Below are 21973 nucleotides of genomic sequence, written 5' to 3'. Positions count from 1 at the left end.
CTCAAGACTGCTTGAAGACGATGGCCTCATAACGCCGCAGCAGCGGCGTCACCATCGGAATCGACAGCATGGTGCTGGCCACGGCCATCAGCAAAGTGGCCGTGAAGGTTTCGCTGGTGATGATGCCTTTGTCCAAAAGGATATTGACGAAGATGATCATGATCAGCGCCTTGGTTTGCAGCAGCCAGCCGATGATCGAAGCCTCTCCCGTCTTCCACTTGAGGATCTTGCCGGCGATCTGAACGCCGGCAAGCTTTCCGCCGACGGAGGCCAACAGCAAGGCCGCCGCGGCGCCAAACACCGCCAAGCCGCCAACCTGCCAATTCGTGCGCAGACCCGTGCTCAGGAAAAACACCGGCATGACGGTGAGCAGGACGTGGTTGCGGAACTGATCCATCTGGTTCTGGTCGAACAATTCGGCTTCGAGCACCGCGCCGGACAGAAAGGCGCCAACCATGAAATGCAGCCCGGACCAATCGGCGGCGAAACCAATGGCGGCGAGCCAGATCAGGCCGAGATAGAAGCGGTCCTTGGCCGGCACCCGTCGCATCAGCTTGCGCATGCCGAAAGCGGCGACGCCAAAAACCACCAGAAAGGCGAGCTGGCGCTCGACCCGGCTCCAATCGAGAAGGATCAAGGCCAGGATGCCCCAGATGGCGACATCGTCGAGGCTCGCATAGCGCAGGATGCGCTGGCCGAGCGGCTGGCGCAGGATCTCCAGCTTCTCCATGAATAAGACGAGGATCGGCAGGGCCGTCACCGCGCAAGCCATGCCTATGCCCAGCACCACTTGCCATGTGGCGCCCTGCGTCCCGACCCAGCCTTGACTGAGGCCCAGCATGCCGGCCGCCGCTGCGCAGCCAAAAAGCAGAGGAGTTATGAGCGCCAGACCCGCGGTGATCCCGGTCTCCCGCCGCTTTATCCAGGCCTGTTTCAGATCGAGTTCGATCCCGGCGACCCAGACGAAGAGCATCACCGCCCACCAGGCGATACCGTTGAGCGCGGCGATCACCTGCGGATTGAAGACGAAACCATAATAGGCGGGGAATATTGCACCCAGAATGCCCGGCCCGAGCAATATGCCGGTGATGATCTGCACCACAACCAGCGGCGCATAATAGTCCGTCCCGCCGAGCCGCCATGCAAGATAGGGGACGGTGAGGATGATCAGCATTGCGATCAGGAAGACTTCCGAAGCGCTCACGTCAGGATGGGATCCAGCGCTACGCTCCAGAGATCATGGTCGGCCACGTCCTTGAGCGTGACCACCATCTGCCGCGTCGCGCCATCTATGCCGACATGGCCGAAGAATTGGTAGCCCGCCGCAGGTGAGAGATTGAATTGGCCGGGTGGCGGCGCTTTCATGAATTTCACCTGCGGGCCGAAGGTAGCATCAAGCCTGTTGGGACCAAACGTGCCGGCGTTCAAAGGCCCGGACACGAATTCCCAGAACGGATTGAAGTCCTGGAACTGGGCCAAGTTTGGATCATAATAATGCGCCGCCGTATAGTGCACATCGGCGGTGACCCAGATACAGTTTTTGATATCTGCGCGCTTCATGAAGGCGAGAAGATCGGCGATTTCGAGTTCGCGTCCAAGCGGCGGCCCATTGTCGCTTTGCGCCACGGCTTCCGAGCCGAAGTTGCGATCCATGTCATAGACGACGACAAGGCTCAACGGCATGTCGGCGGCGATGACTTTCCAGGTGGCTTTCGAGGCCTGCAATTCGCGCTTCAGCCAGGCGAGCTGAACCGGACCAATGAAATAAGAGTCGGGTCCATAAGTGGTCTGCCTATTTTCGCCATTCGGCCCGCGATAGGTCCGCTCGTCCAGCATGAAGACGTCGAGCAAAGGCCCATAGGAGATTTTGCGATAGACGCGGCCGGGCTCCGACGGCTCGAAGCGCATCGGCATATAGTCGTGGAACGCGCGGGATGCGCGAGCGGCCAGAATCAACCCGTTCTTTTCCGTGTATTTCTTGCGCACGAGTTCGGCGCGCGTCATCGGCTCGCCCGGCCACCAATTGTTGAAGACCTCGTGATCGTCCCATTGCGCCAGGATGGGGATCTGGGCATTCATGGCGAGAAGGTTCTTGTCCAAGAGATTATATTTATAGGCGCCACGAAATTCGGCGAGCGTTTCGGCCGGTTTCGACTTCTCCTCGGTGACGATGTTTTTCCAGAGCGTACCGTCGGGCAACGGCACCTCGGCCTGAAGCGGCCCGTCGGCATAGATCGTGTCACCCGAATGCAGAAAGAAATCCGGCCGGTTCTTCAGCATGGTCGCATAGATCGTCATGCCGCCGCGCGTCTCGTCGATCCCCCAGCCTTGGCCGACCGTATCGCCCGACCAGCAAAAGGACACGCTTCGCAGGTCGGCGGGCGCCGTCTTGAAATGGCCGACGCGCGCTTCGCCCGTGATCGCCGGTTCGAAGAGATCTGTGAGCGTCACGCGATAGAAAATATCCTGGCCTGCCGGAAGATCGTTCAAGGCGACTTTGGTGATGAAGTCGCTTTCGGGCAGCGCGTCGGCGAAAGTGCTGTGAAGCACAGTCTTGAACGTATCGGTCGTCGCGACCTCAATGATCGCGCGCGACGGTCTGTCGGCCCGGCTCCAGACGATGGCGGAATTGCCGGACACATCGCCGGATTGCAGCCCATGCGAAAGCTGCGGACGGTCGGCGGCGCGGCTGATGCGCGGCATGGCGATGCTGCCGGACAGCGCAAGGCCTGATGTCGCGCCAGCCTTGAGAAGAGAGCGGCGGCTCAAACGATAGGGTCGCGTGCGAGTGTCCATTGCCTATCCGTTGGTCGAGAGAGATGCGTTGCCTTTGGGCCGCGAGCGGACTGACGGCTTTCAAGCAAGCAGGCCATGCGAGAAGCGGACCCTACATTCATCACTCTGTTTGGTTTGCCCGGAGGATTATTCGCGTCGAAACGTCATAACCAATACATCGCGCCAGGCGGGTCGGGTTGGATCAAGTGGATGAATCGAAGTCACCCCATGATAGACGCGGGCGTCATCCACCAGAGCTGAATCGAACGGTTCGGTAAGGACAAAACCTCCGATGGAATTTCGCTGAAGATCGGCAATCCTGGTTTCGCCGCTGGCCACGTTTTCGCGTCTCACAAGCAATGCCAAGACCCAATCCACACCATCTTGATGCATACCTTCTGGCGTGGGTTCTCCTTTAATGTCCGAATTTGCCTCGATACGAAACTGATGCATCTCGACGTGCCAGCCATTCGGTCGTCTGTCCTTTGGTGTCAACGCAGTGAAAAGCTGGTCGCAGACGTGGATCGTGGCAAGCGTTACCGGATGTCTCTGTATGTCCTCGATGACCGGATCAAACCACCGCGCGATGCCGCCATTTAGCGGATTGTAGTCGCGACTTTGATAATGGGGCTGATGAAGCTTCCTGAGAACTTCGCCTCCTCGCACGGTGAATGTTGCAAACCGCCGACGGCGATACCGGCCTCCATCAGCCATATAGCGGTCGACGCCAAGATCGTCCCAGCTGGCAGCGAAGCGATCCCAGTCGGCGAGCCCCTCTGCTTGCAACGCCGCTCGCATGATTGGAGCATGGACATAAGCAAAGCCATTCGTCTTGAGCAACTTGGCCGCATTCTCCAGATGAGATGGAACCGAAGGAGGGGTAAACGTCATCTGATGATCCGCATAACTCGCTGGCTTGTCTTTGCGCCGATCACAAAAAGCCAATGACCGAAATTAAGCCTTCAATCGGTATCCGGTTTTGAAAACCCAACTCACGACTACGAGGCAGGCACCCAAAAAGAACAAGGTTACGCCAAGGCTGATCGCAATGTTCAGGTCGGATGCCCCAAAGAAGCTCCAGCGAAAGCCGCTGACGAGATAAACCACCGGATTGACCAAAGTCACAGCACGCCAAAACGGCGGCAGCATGTCGATGGAGTAAAAGCTGCCACCAAGGAAGGTCAAGGGTGTGACAACGAGGAGCGGAATCAATTGCAGTTTCTCGAAATTATCGGCCAAAATGCCGATGACGAAGCCGAATAGGCTGAAGGTCACGGATGTAAGTAAGAGGAAGAAAATCATCCAAACTGGATGATCGATCCGAAAATCCACAAAGAGCCTGGCTGTTCCCAGTGTGATGACCCCGATGATGACGGATTTGGTTGCGGCTGCGCCGACATAACCGGTGACAAGCTCGAGTGGCGAGACGGGTGCCGAAAGCAGCTCGTAAATCGTGCCAACAAAGCGCGGAAAGAAAATACCGAACGACGCATTCGATATGCTTTGTGTTAATAGCGCCAGCATGATCAAGCCAGGCACGATGAAAGCGCCATAACTTACGCCGCCAATTTGCGTCATATGCGAGCCGATGGCGGCGCCGAATACGATGAAATAGAGCGATGTGGATAGAACGGGCGATACGACGCTTTGCAGCAACGTACGGCCAGTCCGCGCCATCTCGAACATGTATATGGCTTGGATCGCGCGGATATTCATGGAGTGTCCCTGACCAGGCTTATGAAGATGTCTTCCAACGTGCTTTGTTTCGTTTGCAAATCTCGGATGGAAATATTTGCCATTACGAGATCGCCTAGAAGCTCCCTGACACCAGCGCGCGCTGTGTCATAGGTATAAACAAGTTCCAACCCGTCCGCGGAAATGGTCAGCGCGTATTTTGCCAATTCGTCCGGCACATGCGTCAATGGTGTCTCTAGAAACAGGGTCAACTGCTTCTTGCCGAGCTTGCGCATCAGTTCGTTTTTGTCTTCGACCAAAATCAATTCGCCCTTGTTGATCACGCCAATGCGATCGGCCATCTCTTCCGCTTCTTCGAGGTAATGCGTCGTGAGAATGATCGTGACACCTTGATCGCGCAACGAGCTGACCAAACGCCACATGTCACGCCGCAATTCGACGTCGACGCCGGCGGTCGGTTCGTCCAAAAACAAGATCTGCGGTTCGTGAGATAAAGCTTTGGCAATCATGACCCGCCGCTTCATGCCACCTGAAAGCGTCATGATCTTGCTGTCTTTCCTGTCCCAAAGAGACAGCTCTTTTAGTATTTTCTCGATGAGCGTCGAGTTGGGGCTCTTGCCGAAAAGTCCCCGGCTGAAAGTGACTGTTGCCCAGACTGTCTCGAAGGCGTCCGTCGTGAGTTCCTGCGGCACGAGGCCGATCTTCGATCGCGCTTGGCGATACTCCTTTATGATGTCATGCCCATCGACCTTCGCACTGCCGGAACTAGGTGTGACAATCCCGCAGAGGACACTGATGAGGGTCGTTTTACCGGCACCATTCGGACCGAGCAGGGCGAAGATTTCGCCGCGCCGGATGTCCAGCGACATTTCCTTAAGAGCAACGCGGCCGGACGCATAGATTTTTGAAAGATGGCTTATGGAGAGGATTGGCTGCATGAACAGAAGAACTTCTCAAGAGAGTGCCGACTGAAAACGTAGCCGGAGATTTGGGCAGGATGGTCTTGTCTGCTTTCAGGAACGCTGAACGCGCTGTCAAGCGGCCCATAGTGGGCGCAAAGCGGCCATCTGATGTCGAAAACCACCAAACACAAAATGTCCGGCCTCTTGCGAGACCGGACATTCCGAGGATCGGCACTTAAAGATCGGATCGGCGAAACTTACTGGTTGAACACCGGGGCGCTCGCCGTCGTGAGTTCGAGATTGGCGGCACCGAGACCGAAGGACACGCCAACCGCCATGGGCGCGGTCATCTGCTGGAAAACGACCTTGCTGCCGTTATCGCGGAACATCACCTTGCCGCCGTCGCCGACCCCGATGGCCGTTTCAGCCGAAGGGCCCGCATGGGCGCCAGCCAGCATGCCCGGCTCCGCGACGCCGCCCGGCGTATAGACTGCCCAGCGCATCGCCTGCTTCGGCATGACGCCGACATCGAGACCGACGCGCGACAGGGTCGCCTCATAGGTCTGGCTGTAGGAATTGGCGCCGGGATGATCAAAGATGCAGGTTGCGGTGCGGCTCGAGCCGACGAACATGCCGAAGCCCTGCTGAACCATGCACGAGAGCGTGCCTGCCTGTTGCAAATCGGCGTCCATGACGGCCGGCCGCACGGGCGGCAGCGGCACGGGGCGCATGGTGGCTTGAGCCCCCGAGACATCGGCGATCGAAAGAGCAGCGACAGCCGCGAAAACGATGTTTTTCATGATGAAGTCCCCCAGAAGCCGCCTTCGGCGGTTAGATTTAGCCGCCGGGATAACGCGCCAAACGCGGTTTGGTTCATTCCCGGCACCAGCGATGGTTAAAAATCGCATGCGTCCCAGAGGAAGAATGTGTTAACGCGCACAAGAAGGGCTCAGGCAACGATATCGGGGGTTTCCCAGGCGAGGTGCTGGCCGGCGTCGACCGCGATCATCTGGCCGGTGACATTGTGGGCCTCCGCCAGATAGAGCACGGCATCGGCTATGTCGTCCATGCTGACCGCCTGTTTCAGCGGCAGGCCCTGAACTTCTTTCTCAAACCCGGCCTCGCCCTGGGGACCGTTCGGCAGGACCGGCCCCGGCCCGATCGCATTGACTCTGATCCGGCGCGGCGCGAAGGCCTGCGCCATGGTCCGCGTCGCCATCCAAAGCCCGGCCTTACTCAAAGCATAAGAGAAGAACTGCGGCGTCGGGCGCAGCACGCGCTGGTCGATCATATTGACGATGGCGCCATGCTCGTCCGGCGGCAATTGCGCCGCGAAATCGCGCGCGAGAATGGATGGTGCCCGCAGATTGACCGCGAAATGCCGCTCCCAAAGCGCAGGATCGAAATGGTCGGCCGTGTCCGGTTCGAAGATCGAGGCATTGTTGACGAGAAGCGAGAGCGGCCCGGCGATCGCATTGGCCTCGGCGATGATCTCGCCTGCCCGCACCGGATCGGCAAGATCGCCCGCGATCACGCCTGCCACCACGCCCATCTGGGCGATGCGCATGGCGGCGGCGGTGGTCTCGGGCAGCGTCGCCGGGCTGCAATGTAAAATGACGTCATAGTCCTGCTGGGCGAGGCGTTCGGCGATCCGCAGACCGATCCGCCGCGCGGCGCCCGTCACCAAAGCCAAGCGCGATGGCGTCAATCGTATCACCTGAGCCCCCTCCATGTTTTTACGATCTTCGTCGGGCTTGGCGAGGCTGAGGTCAAGATCACTCACGTCGCCGGGCAGAAGAGCCCATTCGATTAACCACGCTAAACTCGCTAGTCTTAAAAGGAACTCGCCTGAGATCGTATGTATCAAGGAGCTATATTTTGGCTATTAGACAGAAGCCTAAAATATATATCTATTATAGTTAAGTTTTTTGGTTAAAGAACCACGCATCTCTATAATAAAAACTTTGGTAATATTGTTATTTCACTTTTAGATAACCGCATCACGGTAAACCTTTTCTCCGGAAGGCACTTCCCACGCGGTCTTCACCTGGCCGCAAAGCCCGGCTGACAGGCCCCCAAAAACGCGCGGATCGAAGCTGGCGCATGGCCCGCCCGGAAGGAGATTTAACATGAAACGGATCGCGCCGATCACCGGCATCGCAATGTCGCTCTTCACCGGTTCCGCCCTTGCGGCCGATCTGCCGATGCGGGACCAAGCGCCCTTTTACCCGGCGCCCATCTTCACCTGGACCGGCCTCTATGCCGGTATCAATGGCGGCCTTTCCTTCGGCGGCTTCACCAATGGCGGCAGCTCCTTCTTCGGCAGCTCCGGCGGCGGAATGGTCGGCGGAACGGTCGGCTATAATTTCCAAGGTGGGCCGCTTGTCGTCGGCGTCGAAGCCGACCTCGATTGGGCCGATATCAACGGGAGCGCCTCGCCCTTCCCCGCCGTCAGCGCCCAGGGCACCATCAACGAGACGAATACGGTCCGGGCGCGTCTTGGCTATTCCTTCGACCGCGCTTTGGTCTATGCGACCGGCGGCTGGGCCGGCGCCTCGGTCAGCGGCAATCTCTCGAACTTCCTGACGACGCCCGGTCTTATCATCAATCAATCGCATTACATGAACGGCTATGCGGTGGGTGCCGGTATTGAATATTCGATTACGCCGCGCGTTTCGGTCAAAGCCGAATATCTCTTCACGGCGCTCGGGCCGAATACTTATTTCGGCGGCACCTGGAACGCGATCAATACCGGCGTCAATTACTCGACCGTACGGGCGGGCATCAACTATCATTTCTAGGATCAGGACCTAATCAAATTAGTGCCTCGGCGTCATTGCGAGGAGCAGAGCGACGAAGCAATCCATGGGCAAACGCTGGATGTGGCCCTGGATTGCTTCGCTACGCTCGCAATGACAATCGAATAATTGAGGCCAGACCTTAGATAGGAAGACATGGAGCGGCGATCGCCGCTCCATCAAGGCTGCACGAAGCGCGTCGCCTCAAAGGCCGGAACCTCGGCCGAAAAAGCATTGAGCCAGCCGACAAGGTTCGGGTGCTCGGCGCGCCATTTGCCGTCAAATCTGAGATCGAGATAGCCGAGCGCGCAGGCAAGGCCGATATGGCTGATGTCGCGACTACCCTTCGGCGGCGCCGCCTCGAAACAGGCAAGCGTCCGGGCGACCTTCTCGGCCTGAAGGGTAATCCAGGCCGGTTCTTGTTTCTGCGGCTCGCGAAAGCGGTTTTCGTAGACGAGCAGGAGCGCCGCATCGGTCAGGCCGTCGGCCTGCGCCGCCTGCGTCAAAACCACGAACCGCGCGTCGGGCTCGGCCGGAATGAGGCGATTGCCGCCGGCGCGATAGTCGAGATATTCGAGGATGACCCGGCTGTCGAAGAAGATCCGGCCGTCCTCCAGAATCAGCGCCGGAATTTTGCCGAGCGGATTTTGTGTGCGAATCGAATCCGCCGGATCATTCGTGTCGGCGAGAACGACCTCGATCTGATCTCTCAATCCAAGGAGGGAAGCGGCAATTTTGACTTTCCGTCCGAAAGGCGACGGCAGGGAAGAACGCAGAATCATCATGAGCGACGAATTGTCCGGGAGAGCGGGGCAAAGACATCGCCATGATAACGAAGATTCAATTCCCTGAGGAGTCTAACGAGCGGCCGCTCATTTGCGCATCGGATGATCCAAAAGCCGCGAAGTGCCAGCTTCGGGGCCGATGCTCCGGCCGCAGCGTCCCTCAGTCGGCTTTGAGATCGACGGCCTTCGGGCCTTTCCCCTTTTTATCGGGCTCGATCTCGAAAGTGATGCGCTGGCCTTCGTTCAAGGAGCGCAATCCGGCCTGTTCAACGGCCGTGATATGGACGAAAATGTCCCTTCCACCGTCATCCGGCTTGATAAACCCATAGCCTTTGTCGGCGTTGAAAAACTTCACTACACCCTGTTGCGGCATCCAAGTCGTCCCTGCAAATTCCCTTTCGGCGAAGTCTGATGGCTCCGGTGACGTTTACCGGAGACGAACAAACCCGCGACGCTGAGTTCATCAAAGAGCATTCATGATTAACTAAGCGCTTTGGACAAACTGGGGCAGAGACAAGCTTTGACAAGCTCCAATGGCACAGATTGAAGACCGGTCTTTTCCGGGCTTTGTCATTCGCCCGCCAGCCATTCGATGCGATGGCCCGCCCCGGCATCTTCACCCATCGCCTGGCTGAGAAACGGCAGGATGATTTCGGCCTCGCCTGCGAGCGGAAATGGCGGATTGACGATCAGGAGCCCGTTCGCGGCCAATGGCCCGACCGGCGTCGGCTCGGAGATCTGCAACTCAAGCCGCAAAATACGTTTGATCTTACCGTCGCTGAGCCGTTTAAGCGACGATTCGACCTCTCTTCGATCCTTGATCGGATACCAGAGAAGAAAAATACCGGTACCCCATTTCCGCCAGGCGGATTCAAGCACATCAAGGCTGCGATCAAGATCGTCTCTCGCCTCGAAGGCCGGGTCGATCAAAGCCACGCCACGGCGTTCGACTGGCGGGACAAAAGCATTCAGGCCGGTAAATCCGTCGATCTCGATGATTTTAGCACGCCGGTCGCGGCCAAGGTAGCTTTGCAGCTCTTGCGCGGCTTTCGGATGCAATTCGCAGCAGATCATCCGGTCTTGCCGGCGCAAAAGCGCCGCGGCAATCGCCGGCGAGCCCGGATAAAAGTGCCGCGGATCCGCGGCCTCTTCAACCGCGGGCGCCGCCAATCGCAGATAGGGATCAATCAGTTCGCGCGCGGAAGCTGACGCTTCGGCAGCTATCACCTTGCCAAGCCCGGCGCGCCACTCCGCGGTTTTCCCGGCTTCCACTCCGAAGAGATCGTAAAAGCCGCTGCCGGCATGGGTATCGATATACCGAAACGCTGTCTCCTTCCTCAGGAGATGAAGCAGAATGCGGGTCAAGATGATGTGTTTGAAAACGTCGGCGAAATTGCCGGCGTGAAAATCGTGCCGATAATTCATTGTGACCACGTCAAGAGCGCGATAGCCGGTCCCATCTTCGAGCAACGGCCCGGCCGGCGCTCTACCTCATCGGCGGTACGGCGATATTCGATCCGTGGCAATCATGGCTCACGACTTCCGGACAGGCTTGAAACTCGCGCAGATCCTTGGAGAAGCAGATCCGCACTTCCTCCAGCGTGCCGCGCCGGCAGGCGACCGCCAGCATGCCGGGCCTCAGGCGCGGATTGGCGGCGATGAAGGCCCGCTCGATATCGACCGGCACCCAGGATTGCTGTTGGCTGGCGGTTTGGAACGCCGGCGGGATCGTGATCGCCTCGCGGGCGCGCCGCACATCGGCGAAATAATCGGTCGGACTTTTGCCCGAACAGGTCCCGTGCCTGCGCCATTCATAGCGGGCCAGCCCATCGTCCGGATAAAGGCCGTGCGTGGATTCAACCGCGGCCCGCGATGGAAATTGCGCCGACGTGCGGCAATCCGACGGAAATCCATGCTCATATTGCGGCCAAAGGCCATGGACGACGAAACCGAGATTGGCGCCGCTCTCGCACTGCGTATAGCTGCGCCCGCTACTGGTCGCGCAAAACCCGGGCGACCAGGAGAGCGACAGCACATAGAAGTCGAAACTGCCGGGCCGGCTCGGGCCGCGCGGCTGCGCCGAATCCGGCTCGGCCGCCGTCTGCTGCGGCTCGATGTCATTCACCGGATCCGGCTTGGCCGCAACGGGCTTTTGCTCGTTGGGCTTTGGTTGCGGAACGGGTTTGGGGCCCGGTTCCTTCTGATCGGCGCAATGATCGAGGATGCAATCCTCATCCTCGGCGCTCAGCGCCGCATCATTGATGCAAACCGAGACTCCAAAGGCAAGAACAGCGCCTGCCGTGGCGGCTAAGACTCGTCGGCAACCGGCAAGGCGCATTCCAAACTCCGATCGGTCAGGGCCGCGCCATCTTGCAATTCGGCGCATAGGCTTTCTCGCGATCGAGACCGGCGACGCACCATTCGACACCGAAGCCGAACCAGCCGATAATGCCGAGATCTTGTCCGATCGAGTAAGACACGGTGCGCAATTTCTGATCGTTCATGACGGCCTGTGCCACGCAATAGCGCCTTGGGATATAATCCACGCCGTTGCTGCGGTAGCCGATTTCATCGACCTGGTCGAAGCCGAGGATCGCTAGTCCGGAATGCCAATATTCGTCTTCGGCCTGACTGAATGTCGATTGAATGCGCGAAACGACGTTGGGATCGCCGCAATCCGGCAGGTTCGCAGCATAGGGATAACGGCGCGCCTCCGCGGGAGTCAGCGGGCGCGCCTGAACGGCCGCGAGGCCGATCACGTTCACTGTGAGGAGAGCGGCGAAGCTCAATATCGAAAACCGCTTCACTCGGTCACATAAAACTTGCATTCATAAACATCCTGCTGATGGCTCGAGCCGACGATGCTTCGGACAGGCGGAAGCGTCAAGAGGGGTCATCCATGACGCCAAGAAAACTCCTGTTCTATACGCATGCCTTGGCGGGCGGTGGCGCCGAGCGGGTTTTTGCCTCTTTGGCGAGCGGTATGGCCGCACGCGGTCACGACGTGTTGTTCGCCGTCGATTTCGAGGCGGAAGAGAATAGGCCCTATCTGTCGCCGGAGGTCCGGCTTGTTGTGCTAGGCCGCAATCATGCAAAGGCCGTGACGGGCTTGGCCAGGCTTCTGCGTCAGGAAAAGCCGGATGTCTCGCTTTCCGCCCTCAGTATTTCCAACCTGAAACATGTGCTGGCCGCGCTTCTCACCGGACGCCTCAAACGCAGCATCCTCTCTTATCACGGCTATTGGGTCAGCGAACCGCAGTTTTTAAGCCGCGTGTCCTATGCTCTGACGCCGCTTCTGACATGGCTCGCGGCACGCACGGTCTGTGTCTCGGCCGGATTGAAGAACTATCTCATTTTCCATTTCGCCTCGGTGCCGAGCCGCACGGTCACGATTTACAATCCGGTGCTTACGGGTCCGTTGGCGCCGCCCTCAAGCGCGCGTGAACTTTTATCGCGACCGCCTGTCCTTCTGGCGAGCGGACGTATGGTGTCCTACAAGAACCTGCCGCTTCTCATCCGCGCCTTCGCGCGCATGAACCGGAGCGATGCCGAGCTTTTGATCCTCGGCGACGGCCCGGAACGGCCGGCCATCGAGGCTGAAATCGCCCGCCAGCATGTCGCCGATCGCGTCAAATTGCTCGGCTATATTGCCGAACCTTGGGCGATCTACGCGCGCGCCCGCTGCTTCGTGCTGTCGTCCGATAGCGAAGCCTTCGGCCTCGTCGTGGCCGAAGCTCTGGCCAATGGCCTCAGCGTGGTTTCAACCAATTGTGATGGGCCGCGCGAGATTCTGGATCGCGGCCGCTACGGCTGGCTCGTGCCGGCGGGCGACGAAAAGGCCCTGGCGGTCGCCCTCGAGGCCGCCCTCGACGATCCGGGCGAGCCCGGCCCCCGGATCGAGCGGGCCAAAAGCTTTTCGCTCGACAAGGCGCTGACCTCTTATGAAACGCTCATCGAAGAGGTGCTGGCGCGACCCTGATCCGCTCGTGCTGCAAGGCGCGATGGCAGGCAAAAAGCCGCGTCATTTGATTTTCGACCGAATAAGGCTCGACGCAGGCATGGATGCGGCTTGGATCCAACGTTCCGGCGCGGATCTTGTCCCAGAGCGCGGCGAAAGCATCGACCAATGCGCTCTTGCAGGCATCGGCCGGATCGGTGCGGGCGACAAGGCTTCCGCTGATCCCTTCGATGATCAAGGGCTCATATTGCGGCAGGCGGATCGCAGCCACGGGACGCCCGGTCGATAGACATTCCAGAAGATAACAGGGCATGCCTTCGAAATGGGATGTGAGAATGCCGGCATGGCATTGCGCCATGATCGAAGCCACTTCCGCGGATGTGCGCGAGCCATGCAGCACGCTGAAGGGTTCGATCGCCGCGAACTCCGCATAGCGGTGCGGATCGGTCGGGCCGACATAATGAAAGGCGAGCCGCCCATCGAGGCGCGCGTGAAGATCGCGCAGGACCGTAAACATCAAGGGCGGGTCCTTGAAGGCATCGAGGCGGCCGGCAAAGACGATCTTGAAAATGCCGTCGCTGCAATCGAAAGGGCGCGCCGCGAAACGCTGCGTATCGATTGAAACGGTCATCATCTCGATTTTCCGCGCCGCCGACGGATAGAGCCGCTTGATACGCTCGACGATATTCGGATTCACGCCAAAGATATGACCGGCCAATCTCACCGCTATGCGCTCATTCAACAGATGGATGAACCAATAGCGTTTGAGAAGACTGTCCATTGCATCGTTTTTCGACCCCTCATTATGGATCATCAAAACGAAAGGCAGGCCGAGCAGTTTCGCCAACACGGCAAATTCATAGCGTTGCAGGTCCGCCGACGCCGAGCTCCCCTTGAGCAAGCTTTTGATGCGCGGCAGATAACGCAAGACGCCGAGCGCATAGCGCAGCGTGAGCGAACCGAGGATCGTTTTGCTGGCAAGATTGATCTTGTCTTCGGACATATTGATCACCGGCAGGAAGGCGATTTTTCTGGTGCCGATCGTCAGTTCCGTCACTTCGCCAAGCCGGCAATCGCCGCGTTCATCGACACCGACGAAGAGGATCGAGAAATCGCCCGGGTGTGCCGACAGGATCAAACGGACATGGGTTTCGATCCCGCCGAGCTTCGTGCCGCGCGGATCCATCGGATGGAAAAGGCACGTCCGATAGGCGTGACTGCGCATCAGGTCACGGCGCCCCCAAAAACGCTCAGATGCCGCAATGAGCGTCTGAACGACGGATAAAGTACGAACAGAGTGACCGCATAGGCAATGATCCCATCCCCCACCTTTAGGACGAGGGGAAGGATGGACGCGTTGTCACGATCCGGCGTCAGCACAACAACGAGCGCCATGACGGCCGTCGCAATCGTGATACGGGCGACGTGGCCCCAGGGAATGATGAGACCGAAGCGAAGACGCGAAAGGCTCATGCCGGCGATCGCACCCAGAAACGAACCGGCGAGGCATCCCGCCGCCGCGCCGACAATGCCATCGACAGCCAGCCCGATTAGACAGAATAGGATCACGGCAACGGCTTCGAATCCATTGACCCAGGTGGCAAGATCGGTGCGCTCGAACAGGAGAAAAGCCTGATCGCTGAAATGCAGGCGCATATTGCGAAGCGACCCGGCGATGACCGCTATGGGCAAGACCGCCACAGTGACGGCCTGGAAGGGCTTCGCGATCGTCAGCGCGATCAGATGCGGCGTGACCAGCACGAGGCCGACCGAGGTCGGCAGCAAAAGCGCGAACAGAAGTGCGCCGGAATTCGCCAATTGCCGCAGCGATTCTTCGCGCGATCCGTCATGCAGATGCTTGACTGCGAGCGGGAACGCCGCGGCCGTCACAAGCATCGCCATGGTCACCGCCAATCGCTGCCCGAGGCTCCAGCCGACGGAAACAAGACCCATGGCTTCCGCGCCTCTCGTCTCATTGATGATCACGCGAATGCCGTTCACGCTGATCCAGCCGACCACGCCTGCGATCACAAGCGGGATACCGAAACGCAGCGCCCGTTCCAGGGTTTCGCGGTCGAGCGTTCTGCTGCCGAACGAGAGATGCATCGCTCGTCCGAGAAAGAGCAGCGAAATCGCCTGTGCGATGGCAAAACCGAACAGCGCGTTTTCCGCTGTGGGTGCGATGAAGACAATGGCCGAGAAGGCCAATACGAAGCCGAGCGCCGGCCCCGCTGTTTGCGCAAAAGTGTAAAGCTCGATGCGGCTGCTGGCCCGGGCCCGTTCGCTCAGATGAGCGATCGCGGAACGCGTCAACGTGTAGAGAACAGTCGCCGCGATCAGTTCCGGCGTCACTTTGATGGATAGAGTCGCGAGGACCAGCACAGCCAGGATCGTTTGAACGATCGAGGTCATGGCGAGAACCGAGCCTTCCGAGGCGAGATAGCGGCGTTGCCCTTCGGCATCGCCGACGGCGCCGAGATAGCGCAACGTATAATACGACCACCAGGAAAGGCAGATCACGGAGATGAGTTCCTGGCCTGCGATCAGGAACAGCAAGGCGCCATAGGCATCCGGCGTCAGCCAATGCGTCCATATAACCGCCGCGAAGAGTTGCAGCGCGGGCCCTATCAATTGCGCCGGCAAATAAAGGAGGGTTTGACGGATCAGCATGGGATCGGCGGACCATCTTGACGACATGAACCGGCGATCAAGCCAAAGAGGATCGAGACGCTTCGCCGAGAGATTATATAGAGCCAAGGGAACATATAAGAGAGCATGCGGGTAGCTCTCTCACATCGCCAAAAGGGCAACAATCCGCTTCCTTGCCGCATCGTAAAAAAACTCATGCAAAATAGCCGGAGTTTTCGCGGCTTTTCGAGCTAGAGCCTTGCGTCTCGTCGAGAGGCATTGCATCCGCGGCGCCCCATAAAGCTTGAACGAAGCCGAGACGGATGTCTCAGACCCTTGATCCGAAAGCCTTCCCGCCCGGCTTGCATTCGATCCCCTGGGGCGTGAGAAGAAAAACGCGGTTAACGGCCCCGGCCATATCCATCATCTCGTCATCGTCTTGAACAAACCGGCCGCCATCGAGAATGACGACATCGAAATGCCCGCCTATGCCCTTGATGATGTGATGCGCGCGCGCCTTCAGAAGGCTTTCGGTCTCCTCGTCGAAAAGCGGAATAACCGAAAGCCTCGGGCGCAATTGGCAGATGATGCGCTTCGCTCCATTGAGTTCGATTAAATTCACACGAACGTTGGGGCTTATCAATGAGGCCAAAACGGGGCGCCGCCGATTGGCCTCGATCAACAAGACGCGCCGGCCAGCCTTCGCCGCCACATGGGCAAAGTTCACCGCGATGGTCGTCGCGCCCAATTTGTCTTCTTTCGAGACACATAGAACCTTCATCGTGCGGCTCGAGACGGCATTCGTTTCAAGCTCGAACAAATGTTCGATCGCGCGGCTGAAATCCGACCGGGGCCGGTCCATGACTTCCTGGCAGGCGGCATCGAGCGGCGGCTTCAGTTTCAGCCTCTCCCAAATCCACTCGCGCCTGATGCGCGGGATAGGAAAGACGCCGGGAGCGGCGTCCGGCGCTTTCTTCTTATCTGCCTTCTTATCTGTCTCCTTGACCGCCGGCTGACGCGGCCTGCTGAGCCAGCCCTTCGCCAATGTACGTCCGGCGCCGAACATGGAGCCAAGCATCAGCACGGCGCCCAAGGCAAAGCCGCGCGGATCATGCGTCGTGGATTGCGGAACTTGCGCCCGCATCATGCTCCAATTCGGCTGACTCTCCGCAGACCTTTCCGCTTTGGCTTGCAGCTCCAAGGTATGTTCGTAATCGCCGCGCGCCAGATCCACGTCCGTCTGCAGTTTTTCGATCGGTGCCTGAAGGGCATTGGGTCCGGTGTCGGAGGCCGCCCGCGTCTCGCGGCCGAAAGCCAGCAGACGGGCCTGCGCCAAGCGATAGTTGCGGTTCGCGCTATCGGCAGCCTTCTGCCATTGGCCATGAATCTCCTTTTGCAAAGCGCGAAGCTGGCCTTCGAGCGCGACGAGTTCCGGGTGCTTGTCACCCAAGGTCAATTTGCGTTTTTCGAATTGCTGCCGGAGTTCGTCATATTGAGCCGCCAAGCGATCGAGGTCCGGCGTCGGAAAATGGAGGTCGTTGAGGCCCGCGGTTTGCCCTGTCGCCAGCGCGTGCGCAATTCTATCGACGTCACCTTTTGCCTCAGCGACGACCGCCGCCGCATCGCCCGGCGCGCGGGTGCCAATCGATGCGGTCATATCGCCGTCTTGATCTTGCTGGCTTTGGGCATTCGCCAGCCTCTGTTGGGCCGTTTGCAGACGGGTCCCAAAATCGGCCACTGCATCGGCCACGGCCTTTCGGCTTTGCGTTGCTTTTTCAGCCGCCTGCTCTTTTTGGTCTTCGACCAGAGCCTCGGCCAAGGAATCTGCGATACGCGCGGCCTTGCCGGCCTCGATCGAGGCGACGGCAACTTCCAGCCCCTCTTGCGGCAGCGGCTTCAAACTGACGGCGCGTTCCAAGGACGATACGGCATGGCCCAGATTGGCATCGTTGCCAGAAGTGAAATTGTTCCATCCGAAAACAAGTCCAGCGCGCGCGATCCATTTCCATTGCTGCGGGACAAATTCCGGGTCGTCGGCGAGGCCTTCCGCCTCAACGACCCTCTGCAAAACCAGCTCCGGCACTTTTGAAAGAAATGGCGGTGCGCCAGGATGGGATTGCGCTGCATCGGGTGCGAGGATGATCGCCTTGGCGACGAACCTATCCTCTCGCATGGCGGCTGCGACGCTCAAAACGCCGAGGCAGAAAAAGCCCGCAGAGGCGATATAAATCCAGGACCGGCGGGATCGCTCGAGACGCCGGTTGCGAAACGCCCGTATTCCTTCGCTATCGGGAACCAGACGCTGAAGGTCTATTCGGCCGAAGTCCATGTCGATGCAGCTATTTGCCATGCGCTTACCCTGGCAAGAGCGGGATGAGGAAAAGCGGAAAGCGGTTTCCGCCCGCATTCCCCTCTGAATCTTTAGAATCGATCACTTCATGAAGTGATCCGGGACGCATGGTTCTTTAGCTAGACGCGGTTCGACGCGTGACCGTCATTCCCGCACGTCCGCTCGAAACACGATTGAAGAACCGAGGCGCCCCTAACCCGTGCCGCCGCCAGCGTTGCAAGAGCGCGGCATATCGGTCGTTCAGGCAAACTACCAAGGAGAGATTAAGCAAATCTTTACTATGAAAATCGCCGCCGTAATAAAGTTACATAGGCACGCGGGTTGCTCCACCTCCCCGAGAGGAGCTGATCGCCCCGGCAAGACGCTTCTTTTGCAACACCTCTGTTTCAAATCGAGACCTAACGCTTGTCCAGCCGCCATCAAACGATGGGCTTCTCGTCTCGTCAGGGCTTCGGGCCGCTGCCGCGTCTCGGCTGGGCTCTGAATCCCCGGATCAATACCAGTTTGATCCGAGGCGGTTTCGCACTGCTCGCCGTCCTGAGCGATCTCGGCGCGATCGGCGTCGCCGCGATGGCGACACGGCTTTTATGTTCCCCGGGGTCTGAGGCCGCAGGCGCGGCGCACTCCGGCCTGCCGCTGACATTGATCGTCACCATATTCTTCCTCGCCTCGAACATGATGCGAAGCGAATATAAAATCGTGCATTACCTGGCCTATAAGGACTGCACGCAGCGCGTCTTCCTGCCTTGGAACATCGCGTTTCTATGTGTCTTCGCGATCAGTTTCTGGACGCGCACGGCCCTCGACCATTCGCTTTTTCAAGCCGCCGTCTTTTACGGCGCCAGCCTGTTCCACCTCATTCTCGCCCGCGCGCTGCTCGTCAAATGGGTGCGCTGGCGCGCCGAAGCGGGCAGTATCGCGACAAGGCGCGTGCTGCTCGTCGGCTTCGAAGATGAGGTCACGCAATTCTCGGAAGATTACGAACCCTGGCGCCTCGGCATGCATGTCAGCGCCGCGTCGGTCCTGCGCGGCCGGGAGCATTTGAAGGAAGATTTGGCGCTCGCAAGCGCCTATGCGCGCATTTTGCGGCCTGACGATATTTTCATCCTGGTTCCTTGGTCGCATAAGGAAACGATCGATGAATGCATCAATGCCTTTTTGCGCATACCGGCCTCGATCCACCTCGGCCCGGAGCGCGTGCTCGATCGTTTCATGGATGCACAGGTGTGCAAGATCGGGCAGATGGTCAGTCTCAATCTCGTCCACCGCCCGCTGTCGCCGGCCGAGGTGTTCGTCAAACGCGCCCTCGATGTGACGCTGGCCGGCATGGCATGTCTCGCTCTCTTGCCGTTTTTTTTGGCCGTCGCGATCGCCATTAAATGCGATAGTCCCGGCCCCGTCATTTTCCGGCAGCGCCGTTACGGCTTCAATCAGGAGCCGTTTCGCATCTTCAAGTTTCGCTCGATGACCACGCTCGAAGACGGCGCCAATGTGAAACAGGCGACGCAAAACGATAGTCGCGTGACGCGCCTCGGACGTTTCATGCGCCGCTTCAATATCGATGAACTGCCGCAATTATTGAACGTGCTGCGCGGTGAAATGTCCCTCGTCGGCCCGCGCCCTCACGCGCTGGCGCATGACCAGCTTTTCGAGCCCTTCATCGGGCTTTATGCCAGACGCCACAATGTGAAGCCCGGCATCACGGGATGGGCGCAGGTGAATGGATTTCGCGGCGCCTTCACGGACGAAAAAATCCGGCAGAGAATAGCCTACGATCTCTACTATATCGACAATTGGTCTTTGCTGTTCGACATCCAGATTCTCTGGCTGACCGTTACGTCGAAAAAGGCCTATAGCAACGCCTATTGAGGTCAGAACCCAATTATTTCGACGTCATTGCGAGCGAAGCGAAGCAATCCAGAACCGGCTCCTTCACCCCTGGATTGCTTCGTCGCTTTGCTCCTCGCAATGACGGGCCGACGGTAGGTTCTGACCCTCATTCAACCGCGATTATAAACATCCTCGATGCGGATGATATCGTCTTCGCCAAGGTAGGACCCGGTCTGAACCTCGATCAGTTCGAGATCGATCTTGCCGGGATTGGCCATGCGATGCGTCGAGCCGATCGGCAGATAGATCGATTCATTCTCATGCACGAGATGCAGCTCGTTGTTGCGGGTCACCTCGGCGATGCCCTTGACGACGATCCAATGTTCGGCGCGATGGAAATGCTTTTGCAGGGATAGACGCTCGCCGGGCTTCACGACGATCCGCTTGACCTGGTAGCGCGCGCCTTCATCGACCGATTGATAATAGCCCCATGGCCGGTAGGAGCGCTTATGCTCGAAAACCTCGCGGCGGTTCTCGCATTTCAACTGGTCGACAAGCTGTTTGACCTCATTGGCGCGGTCCTTGTCGAGAACGAGCACGGCATCCTGCGTCGTCACCACGATAATATTATCGACGCCGACGACGGTCGTCAGAAGCTCTTCGGAGCGAATATGCACATTGTTCGCGTTCATGACGACGCCGCGGCCACGGATCGAATTGCCGATTTCATTGCGTTCCGAAAGCTCCCAAACGGCCGACCATGTGCCGACATCCGACCAGCCGATATCGGCCGGGATGACTGCGGCCTTATCGGTATGTTCCATGACGGCATAATCGATCGATTTCTGCGTCGCCTGGGCGAAGGCGCCCAAGTCGAGAACCGTGAAATCGAGATCTCTTTGCGCCTTGTCCACCGCCTCGGCGGCCGCCTCGATCATCCGCGGCTCGTAATGCTGCAGTTCGGCTTGCATGACATCGGCGCGGAAAAAGAAATTGCCGGAGTTCCAAAGGTAGTTCTCGTCGACATAGCGTTTTGCCGTGGCCGCATCCGGCTTTTCGACGAAGCCCTCAACCTTCAATACGCTGCCGTCGGCGAAAATCGGCTTGCCCGTCTTGATATAGCCATAGCCCGTCGCCGCTTCGCGCGGTTTGATCCCGAGCGTCACGATGAAGCCCGCGGCAGCCGCGACCGCCGCTTCTTTGCACAAAGCCACAAAGCCGGCGCGGTCCTGCACCACATGGTCGGCGGCTAAAACGGCGACGATCGTGTCGGGCGACATCCGCGCCGCGAGTTCCGCCGCGACGGCGACGGCTGGACCTGAATCACGGCGTACGGGCTCGAGAATGATTTGCGCGGACCGGCCGATGAGCTGCAATTGTTCGGCTGCGAGAAAGCGGTAATCGCGATTGGAAATCACGATCGGCGTTTCGAACACCGGATCGGCGAGATTTTCGACGCTCATCTGAAAGGTGGAGCTGCTGCCGACGAGCGGAATGAATTGCTTGGGCAGACTTTCGCGCGACTCCGGCCAAACCCTGGTTCCCGTTCCACCGCACATGATCACCGGAAGAATTTTAAGCACGTTCTCTTGACCTCGATAGGCATTGACGCGGGAATGCGTGCCTCAACCTGGATAAATCGGCAGTGCGCGCCGATCAGCGAGACGATCAACTCCCTGCATCGATATCACACCCTTTTTGCGAAGCGGGAATGCCTTTTTCCAAAGAGACCCGTCGGCTGATGCAATCTATCGCCGAAATCCTAAATGCCCTTTCAAAAAAGCGCGGAACGCCACGATCGACCCAAGTTCCATGCAGTCTGTTTAACGGATCGACGCCGTGCGGCTCCGCAAAACCCATGCGTAAGGGCGTCGGATCGGATCGCATCCGGCAGCAAGGCCAGCAAAGCTGCTCATCTTTGATAGGAACACTCAAATAAGCCTGCAAAACAGGACAATAAATAATGGCAAGTGGCTCAATGCCTTAGCAATAGAGGAAGGAGCCTTCCCGTCTAAGCTGGACCGATCAAGGACTCTATTTCCACAAATTAATTGGAAACAGTCAAACATTCGTGTCTGACTATCCAAAATAGCCATAATCACGCCTTCAGTCTTTGACTGTTACATCCTGAGCAAATTTCTGGATGGGCCTTAGACTGAGACGAACTTCCCCGCTTTCATCAAATCTTTTGAAAGCGGCTTAAAATAAAGTGATCGAAGCGATCCCCCTGATGGAAGCCGCCGCGCGGCTCT

The 21973-nt window shown here is 58.5% G+C and carries 19 protein-coding genes; 3 read left to right on the top strand and 16 right to left on the bottom strand.

What is annotated here, in order from left to right; all coding sequences use genetic code 11:
- Nucleotide 1: 1 nt before the first annotated feature.
- From A3OQ_RS0107130 to A3OQ_RS0107100, 7 genes are all read right to left on the bottom strand, one after another.
- Complete coding sequence (locus A3OQ_RS0107130) at nt 2–1204, bottom strand: cation:proton antiporter (RefSeq protein ID WP_020174684.1); 1203 nt, start codon at nt 1202–1204, stop codon at nt 2–4.
- Entirely contained in the window at nt 1201–2796 is a 1596-nt protein-coding gene (locus A3OQ_RS0107125; protein WP_020174683.1) for an alkaline phosphatase D family protein, read from the bottom strand. Before A3OQ_RS0107125 ends, A3OQ_RS0107130 begins: the two co-directional genes overlap by 4 nt.
- Nucleotides 2797–2922: 126 nt before the next feature.
- Nucleotides 2923–3666: a 2OG-Fe dioxygenase family protein gene (locus tag A3OQ_RS0107120; RefSeq protein ID WP_026595594.1), complete on the bottom strand. Its 744-nt coding sequence runs from the start codon at nt 3664–3666 to the stop codon at nt 2923–2925.
- Nucleotides 3667–3729: 63 nt separating this feature from the next.
- Entirely contained in the window at nt 3730–4491 is a 762-nt protein-coding gene (locus tag A3OQ_RS0107115; RefSeq protein WP_020174681.1) for an ABC transporter permease, read from the bottom strand.
- A complete protein-coding gene (locus A3OQ_RS0107110) occupies nt 4488–5408 on the bottom strand; it encodes an ABC transporter ATP-binding protein (protein ID WP_020174680.1) in 921 nt (306 codons plus the stop codon). The genes A3OQ_RS0107115 and A3OQ_RS0107110 overlap by 4 nt, the downstream gene beginning before the upstream one ends.
- 221 nt (nt 5409–5629) lie before the next feature.
- Entirely contained in the window at nt 5630–6172 is a 543-nt protein-coding gene (locus tag A3OQ_RS23445; protein ID WP_020174679.1) for a DUF992 domain-containing protein, read from the bottom strand.
- 149 nt (nt 6173–6321) lie between these two features.
- On the bottom strand, nt 6322–7104 hold the full coding sequence (locus tag A3OQ_RS0107100; protein WP_051116022.1) for an SDR family oxidoreductase: 783 nt from the start codon (nt 7102–7104) through the stop codon (nt 6322–6324).
- 397 nt (nt 7105–7501) lie between these two features.
- Between A3OQ_RS0107100 and A3OQ_RS0107090 the strand changes: the two genes are divergently transcribed.
- Nucleotides 7502–8173 carry an outer membrane protein gene (locus A3OQ_RS0107090; protein ID WP_020174676.1) on the top strand — a complete coding sequence of 224 codons (672 nt, stop codon included), beginning with the start codon at nt 7502–7504 and terminating at the stop codon, nt 8171–8173.
- Nucleotides 8174–8349: 176 nt separating this feature from the next.
- On the opposite strand, the gene A3OQ_RS0107085 is transcribed toward A3OQ_RS0107090, so the two are convergent.
- The 5 genes from A3OQ_RS0107085 to A3OQ_RS0107065 all read right to left on the bottom strand — a co-directional run bounded on the left by A3OQ_RS0107085 (nt 8350) and on the right by A3OQ_RS0107065 (nt 11783).
- Nucleotides 8350–8955 (bottom strand): glutathione S-transferase, encoded by a 606-nt coding sequence (locus tag A3OQ_RS0107085; protein ID WP_020174675.1) that lies wholly within the window; start codon nt 8953–8955, stop codon nt 8350–8352.
- Nucleotides 8956–9115: 160 nt separating this feature from the next.
- Entirely contained in the window at nt 9116–9328 is a 213-nt protein-coding gene (locus A3OQ_RS0107080) for a cold-shock protein (RefSeq protein WP_020174674.1), read from the bottom strand.
- Between the two features lie 197 nt (nt 9329–9525).
- Complete coding sequence (locus A3OQ_RS0107075; RefSeq protein ID WP_026595593.1) at nt 9526–10380, bottom strand: 23S rRNA (adenine(2030)-N(6))-methyltransferase RlmJ; 855 nt, start codon at nt 10378–10380, stop codon at nt 9526–9528.
- Nucleotides 10381–10441: 61 nt separating this feature from the next.
- Nucleotides 10442–11293 (bottom strand): ribonuclease T2 family protein, encoded by an 852-nt coding sequence (locus A3OQ_RS25270; protein ID WP_020174672.1) that lies wholly within the window; start codon nt 11291–11293, stop codon nt 10442–10444.
- Between the two features lie 16 nt (nt 11294–11309).
- A complete protein-coding gene (locus tag A3OQ_RS0107065; RefSeq protein ID WP_152428348.1) occupies nt 11310–11783 on the bottom strand; it encodes a hypothetical protein in 474 nt (157 codons plus the stop codon).
- Between the two features lie 71 nt (nt 11784–11854).
- Between A3OQ_RS0107065 and A3OQ_RS23440 the strand changes: the two genes are divergently transcribed.
- Nucleotides 11855–12934, top strand: a complete 1080-nt coding sequence (locus A3OQ_RS23440; protein ID WP_020174670.1) for a glycosyltransferase — start codon at nt 11855–11857, stop codon at nt 12932–12934.
- Here A3OQ_RS23440 and A3OQ_RS0107050 read toward each other — a convergent pair.
- From A3OQ_RS0107050 to A3OQ_RS0107040, 3 genes are all read right to left on the bottom strand, one after another.
- On the bottom strand, nt 12906–14138 hold the full coding sequence (locus A3OQ_RS0107050) for a glycosyltransferase (RefSeq protein WP_020174669.1): 1233 nt from the start codon (nt 14136–14138) through the stop codon (nt 12906–12908). The genes A3OQ_RS23440 and A3OQ_RS0107050 overlap by 29 nt on opposite strands.
- Entirely contained in the window at nt 14138–15610 is a 1473-nt protein-coding gene (locus A3OQ_RS0107045; RefSeq protein ID WP_152428347.1) for a lipopolysaccharide biosynthesis protein, read from the bottom strand. Before A3OQ_RS0107045 ends, A3OQ_RS0107050 begins: the two co-directional genes overlap by 1 nt.
- A 259-nt stretch (nt 15611–15869) precedes the next feature.
- Nucleotides 15870–17891, bottom strand: a complete 2022-nt coding sequence (locus A3OQ_RS0107040) for a GumC domain-containing protein (RefSeq protein WP_020174667.1) — start codon at nt 17889–17891, stop codon at nt 15870–15872.
- Nucleotides 17892–18296: 405 nt separating this feature from the next.
- Between A3OQ_RS0107040 and A3OQ_RS0107035 the strand changes: the two genes are divergently transcribed.
- Nucleotides 18297–19760, top strand: coding sequence for an exopolysaccharide biosynthesis polyprenyl glycosylphosphotransferase (locus tag A3OQ_RS0107035; protein ID WP_152428346.1), 1464 nt, complete (start codon nt 18297–18299; stop codon nt 19758–19760).
- A 131-nt stretch (nt 19761–19891) separates the two neighbouring features.
- Here the strand turns inward: A3OQ_RS0107035 and A3OQ_RS0107030 are convergent, their stop codons facing one another.
- Nucleotides 19892–21304 (bottom strand): mannose-1-phosphate guanylyltransferase/mannose-6-phosphate isomerase, encoded by a 1413-nt coding sequence (locus A3OQ_RS0107030; RefSeq protein ID WP_020174665.1) that lies wholly within the window; start codon nt 21302–21304, stop codon nt 19892–19894.
- Nucleotides 21305–21973 lie beyond the last annotated feature (669 nt).

Origin of the sequence: Methyloferula stellata AR4, from assembly GCF_000385335.1 — a bacterium.
In the GTDB taxonomy this organism is placed as follows: Bacteria; Pseudomonadota; Alphaproteobacteria; order Rhizobiales; family Beijerinckiaceae; genus Methyloferula; species Methyloferula stellata.
The sequence above is the reverse complement of the archived record's forward strand: the minus strand, read 5'-3'. Positions and strand labels throughout refer to the sequence as shown.

Bases quoted from the DNA above. Each gene is read 5' to 3' on its own strand.
- A3OQ_RS0107125 (WP_020174683.1), bottom strand. From the start codon at position 2,796: ATGGACACTCGCACGCGACCCTATCGTTTGAGCCGCCGCTCTCTTCTC.
- A3OQ_RS0107120 (WP_026595594.1), bottom strand. From the start codon at position 3,666: ATGACGTTTACCCCTCCTTCGGTTCCATCTCATCTGGAGAATGCGGCC.
- A3OQ_RS0107115 (WP_020174681.1), bottom strand. From the start codon at position 4,491: ATGAATATCCGCGCGATCCAAGCCATATACATGTTCGAGATGGCGCGG.
- A3OQ_RS0107110 (WP_020174680.1), bottom strand. From the start codon at position 5,408: ATGCAGCCAATCCTCTCCATAAGCCATCTTTCAAAAATCTATGCGTCC.
- A3OQ_RS23445 (WP_020174679.1), bottom strand. From the start codon at position 6,172: ATGAAAAACATCGTTTTCGCGGCTGTCGCTGCTCTTTCGATCGCCGAT.
- A3OQ_RS0107100 (WP_051116022.1), bottom strand. From the start codon at position 7,104: ATGGAGGGGGCTCAGGTGATACGATTGACGCCATCGCGCTTGGCTTTG.
- A3OQ_RS0107090 (WP_020174676.1), top strand. From the start codon at position 7,502: ATGAAACGGATCGCGCCGATCACCGGCATCGCAATGTCGCTCTTCACC.
- A3OQ_RS0107085 (WP_020174675.1), bottom strand. From the start codon at position 8,955: ATGATGATTCTGCGTTCTTCCCTGCCGTCGCCTTTCGGACGGAAAGTC.
- A3OQ_RS0107080 (WP_020174674.1), bottom strand. From the start codon at position 9,328: ATGCCGCAACAGGGTGTAGTGAAGTTTTTCAACGCCGACAAAGGCTAT.
- A3OQ_RS0107075 (WP_026595593.1), bottom strand. From the start codon at position 10,380: ATGAATTATCGGCACGATTTTCACGCCGGCAATTTCGCCGACGTTTTC.
- A3OQ_RS25270 (WP_020174672.1), bottom strand. From the start codon at position 11,293: ATGCGCCTTGCCGGTTGCCGACGAGTCTTAGCCGCCACGGCAGGCGCT.
- A3OQ_RS0107065 (WP_152428348.1), bottom strand. From the start codon at position 11,783: ATGCAAGTTTTATGTGACCGAGTGAAGCGGTTTTCGATATTGAGCTTC.
- A3OQ_RS23440 (WP_020174670.1), top strand. From the start codon at position 11,855: ATGACGCCAAGAAAACTCCTGTTCTATACGCATGCCTTGGCGGGCGGT.
- A3OQ_RS0107050 (WP_020174669.1), bottom strand. From the start codon at position 14,138: ATGCGCAGTCACGCCTATCGGACGTGCCTTTTCCATCCGATGGATCCG.
- A3OQ_RS0107045 (WP_152428347.1), bottom strand. From the start codon at position 15,610: ATGTCGTCAAGATGGTCCGCCGATCCCATGCTGATCCGTCAAACCCTC.
- A3OQ_RS0107040 (WP_020174667.1), bottom strand. From the start codon at position 17,891: ATGGCAAATAGCTGCATCGACATGGACTTCGGCCGAATAGACCTTCAG.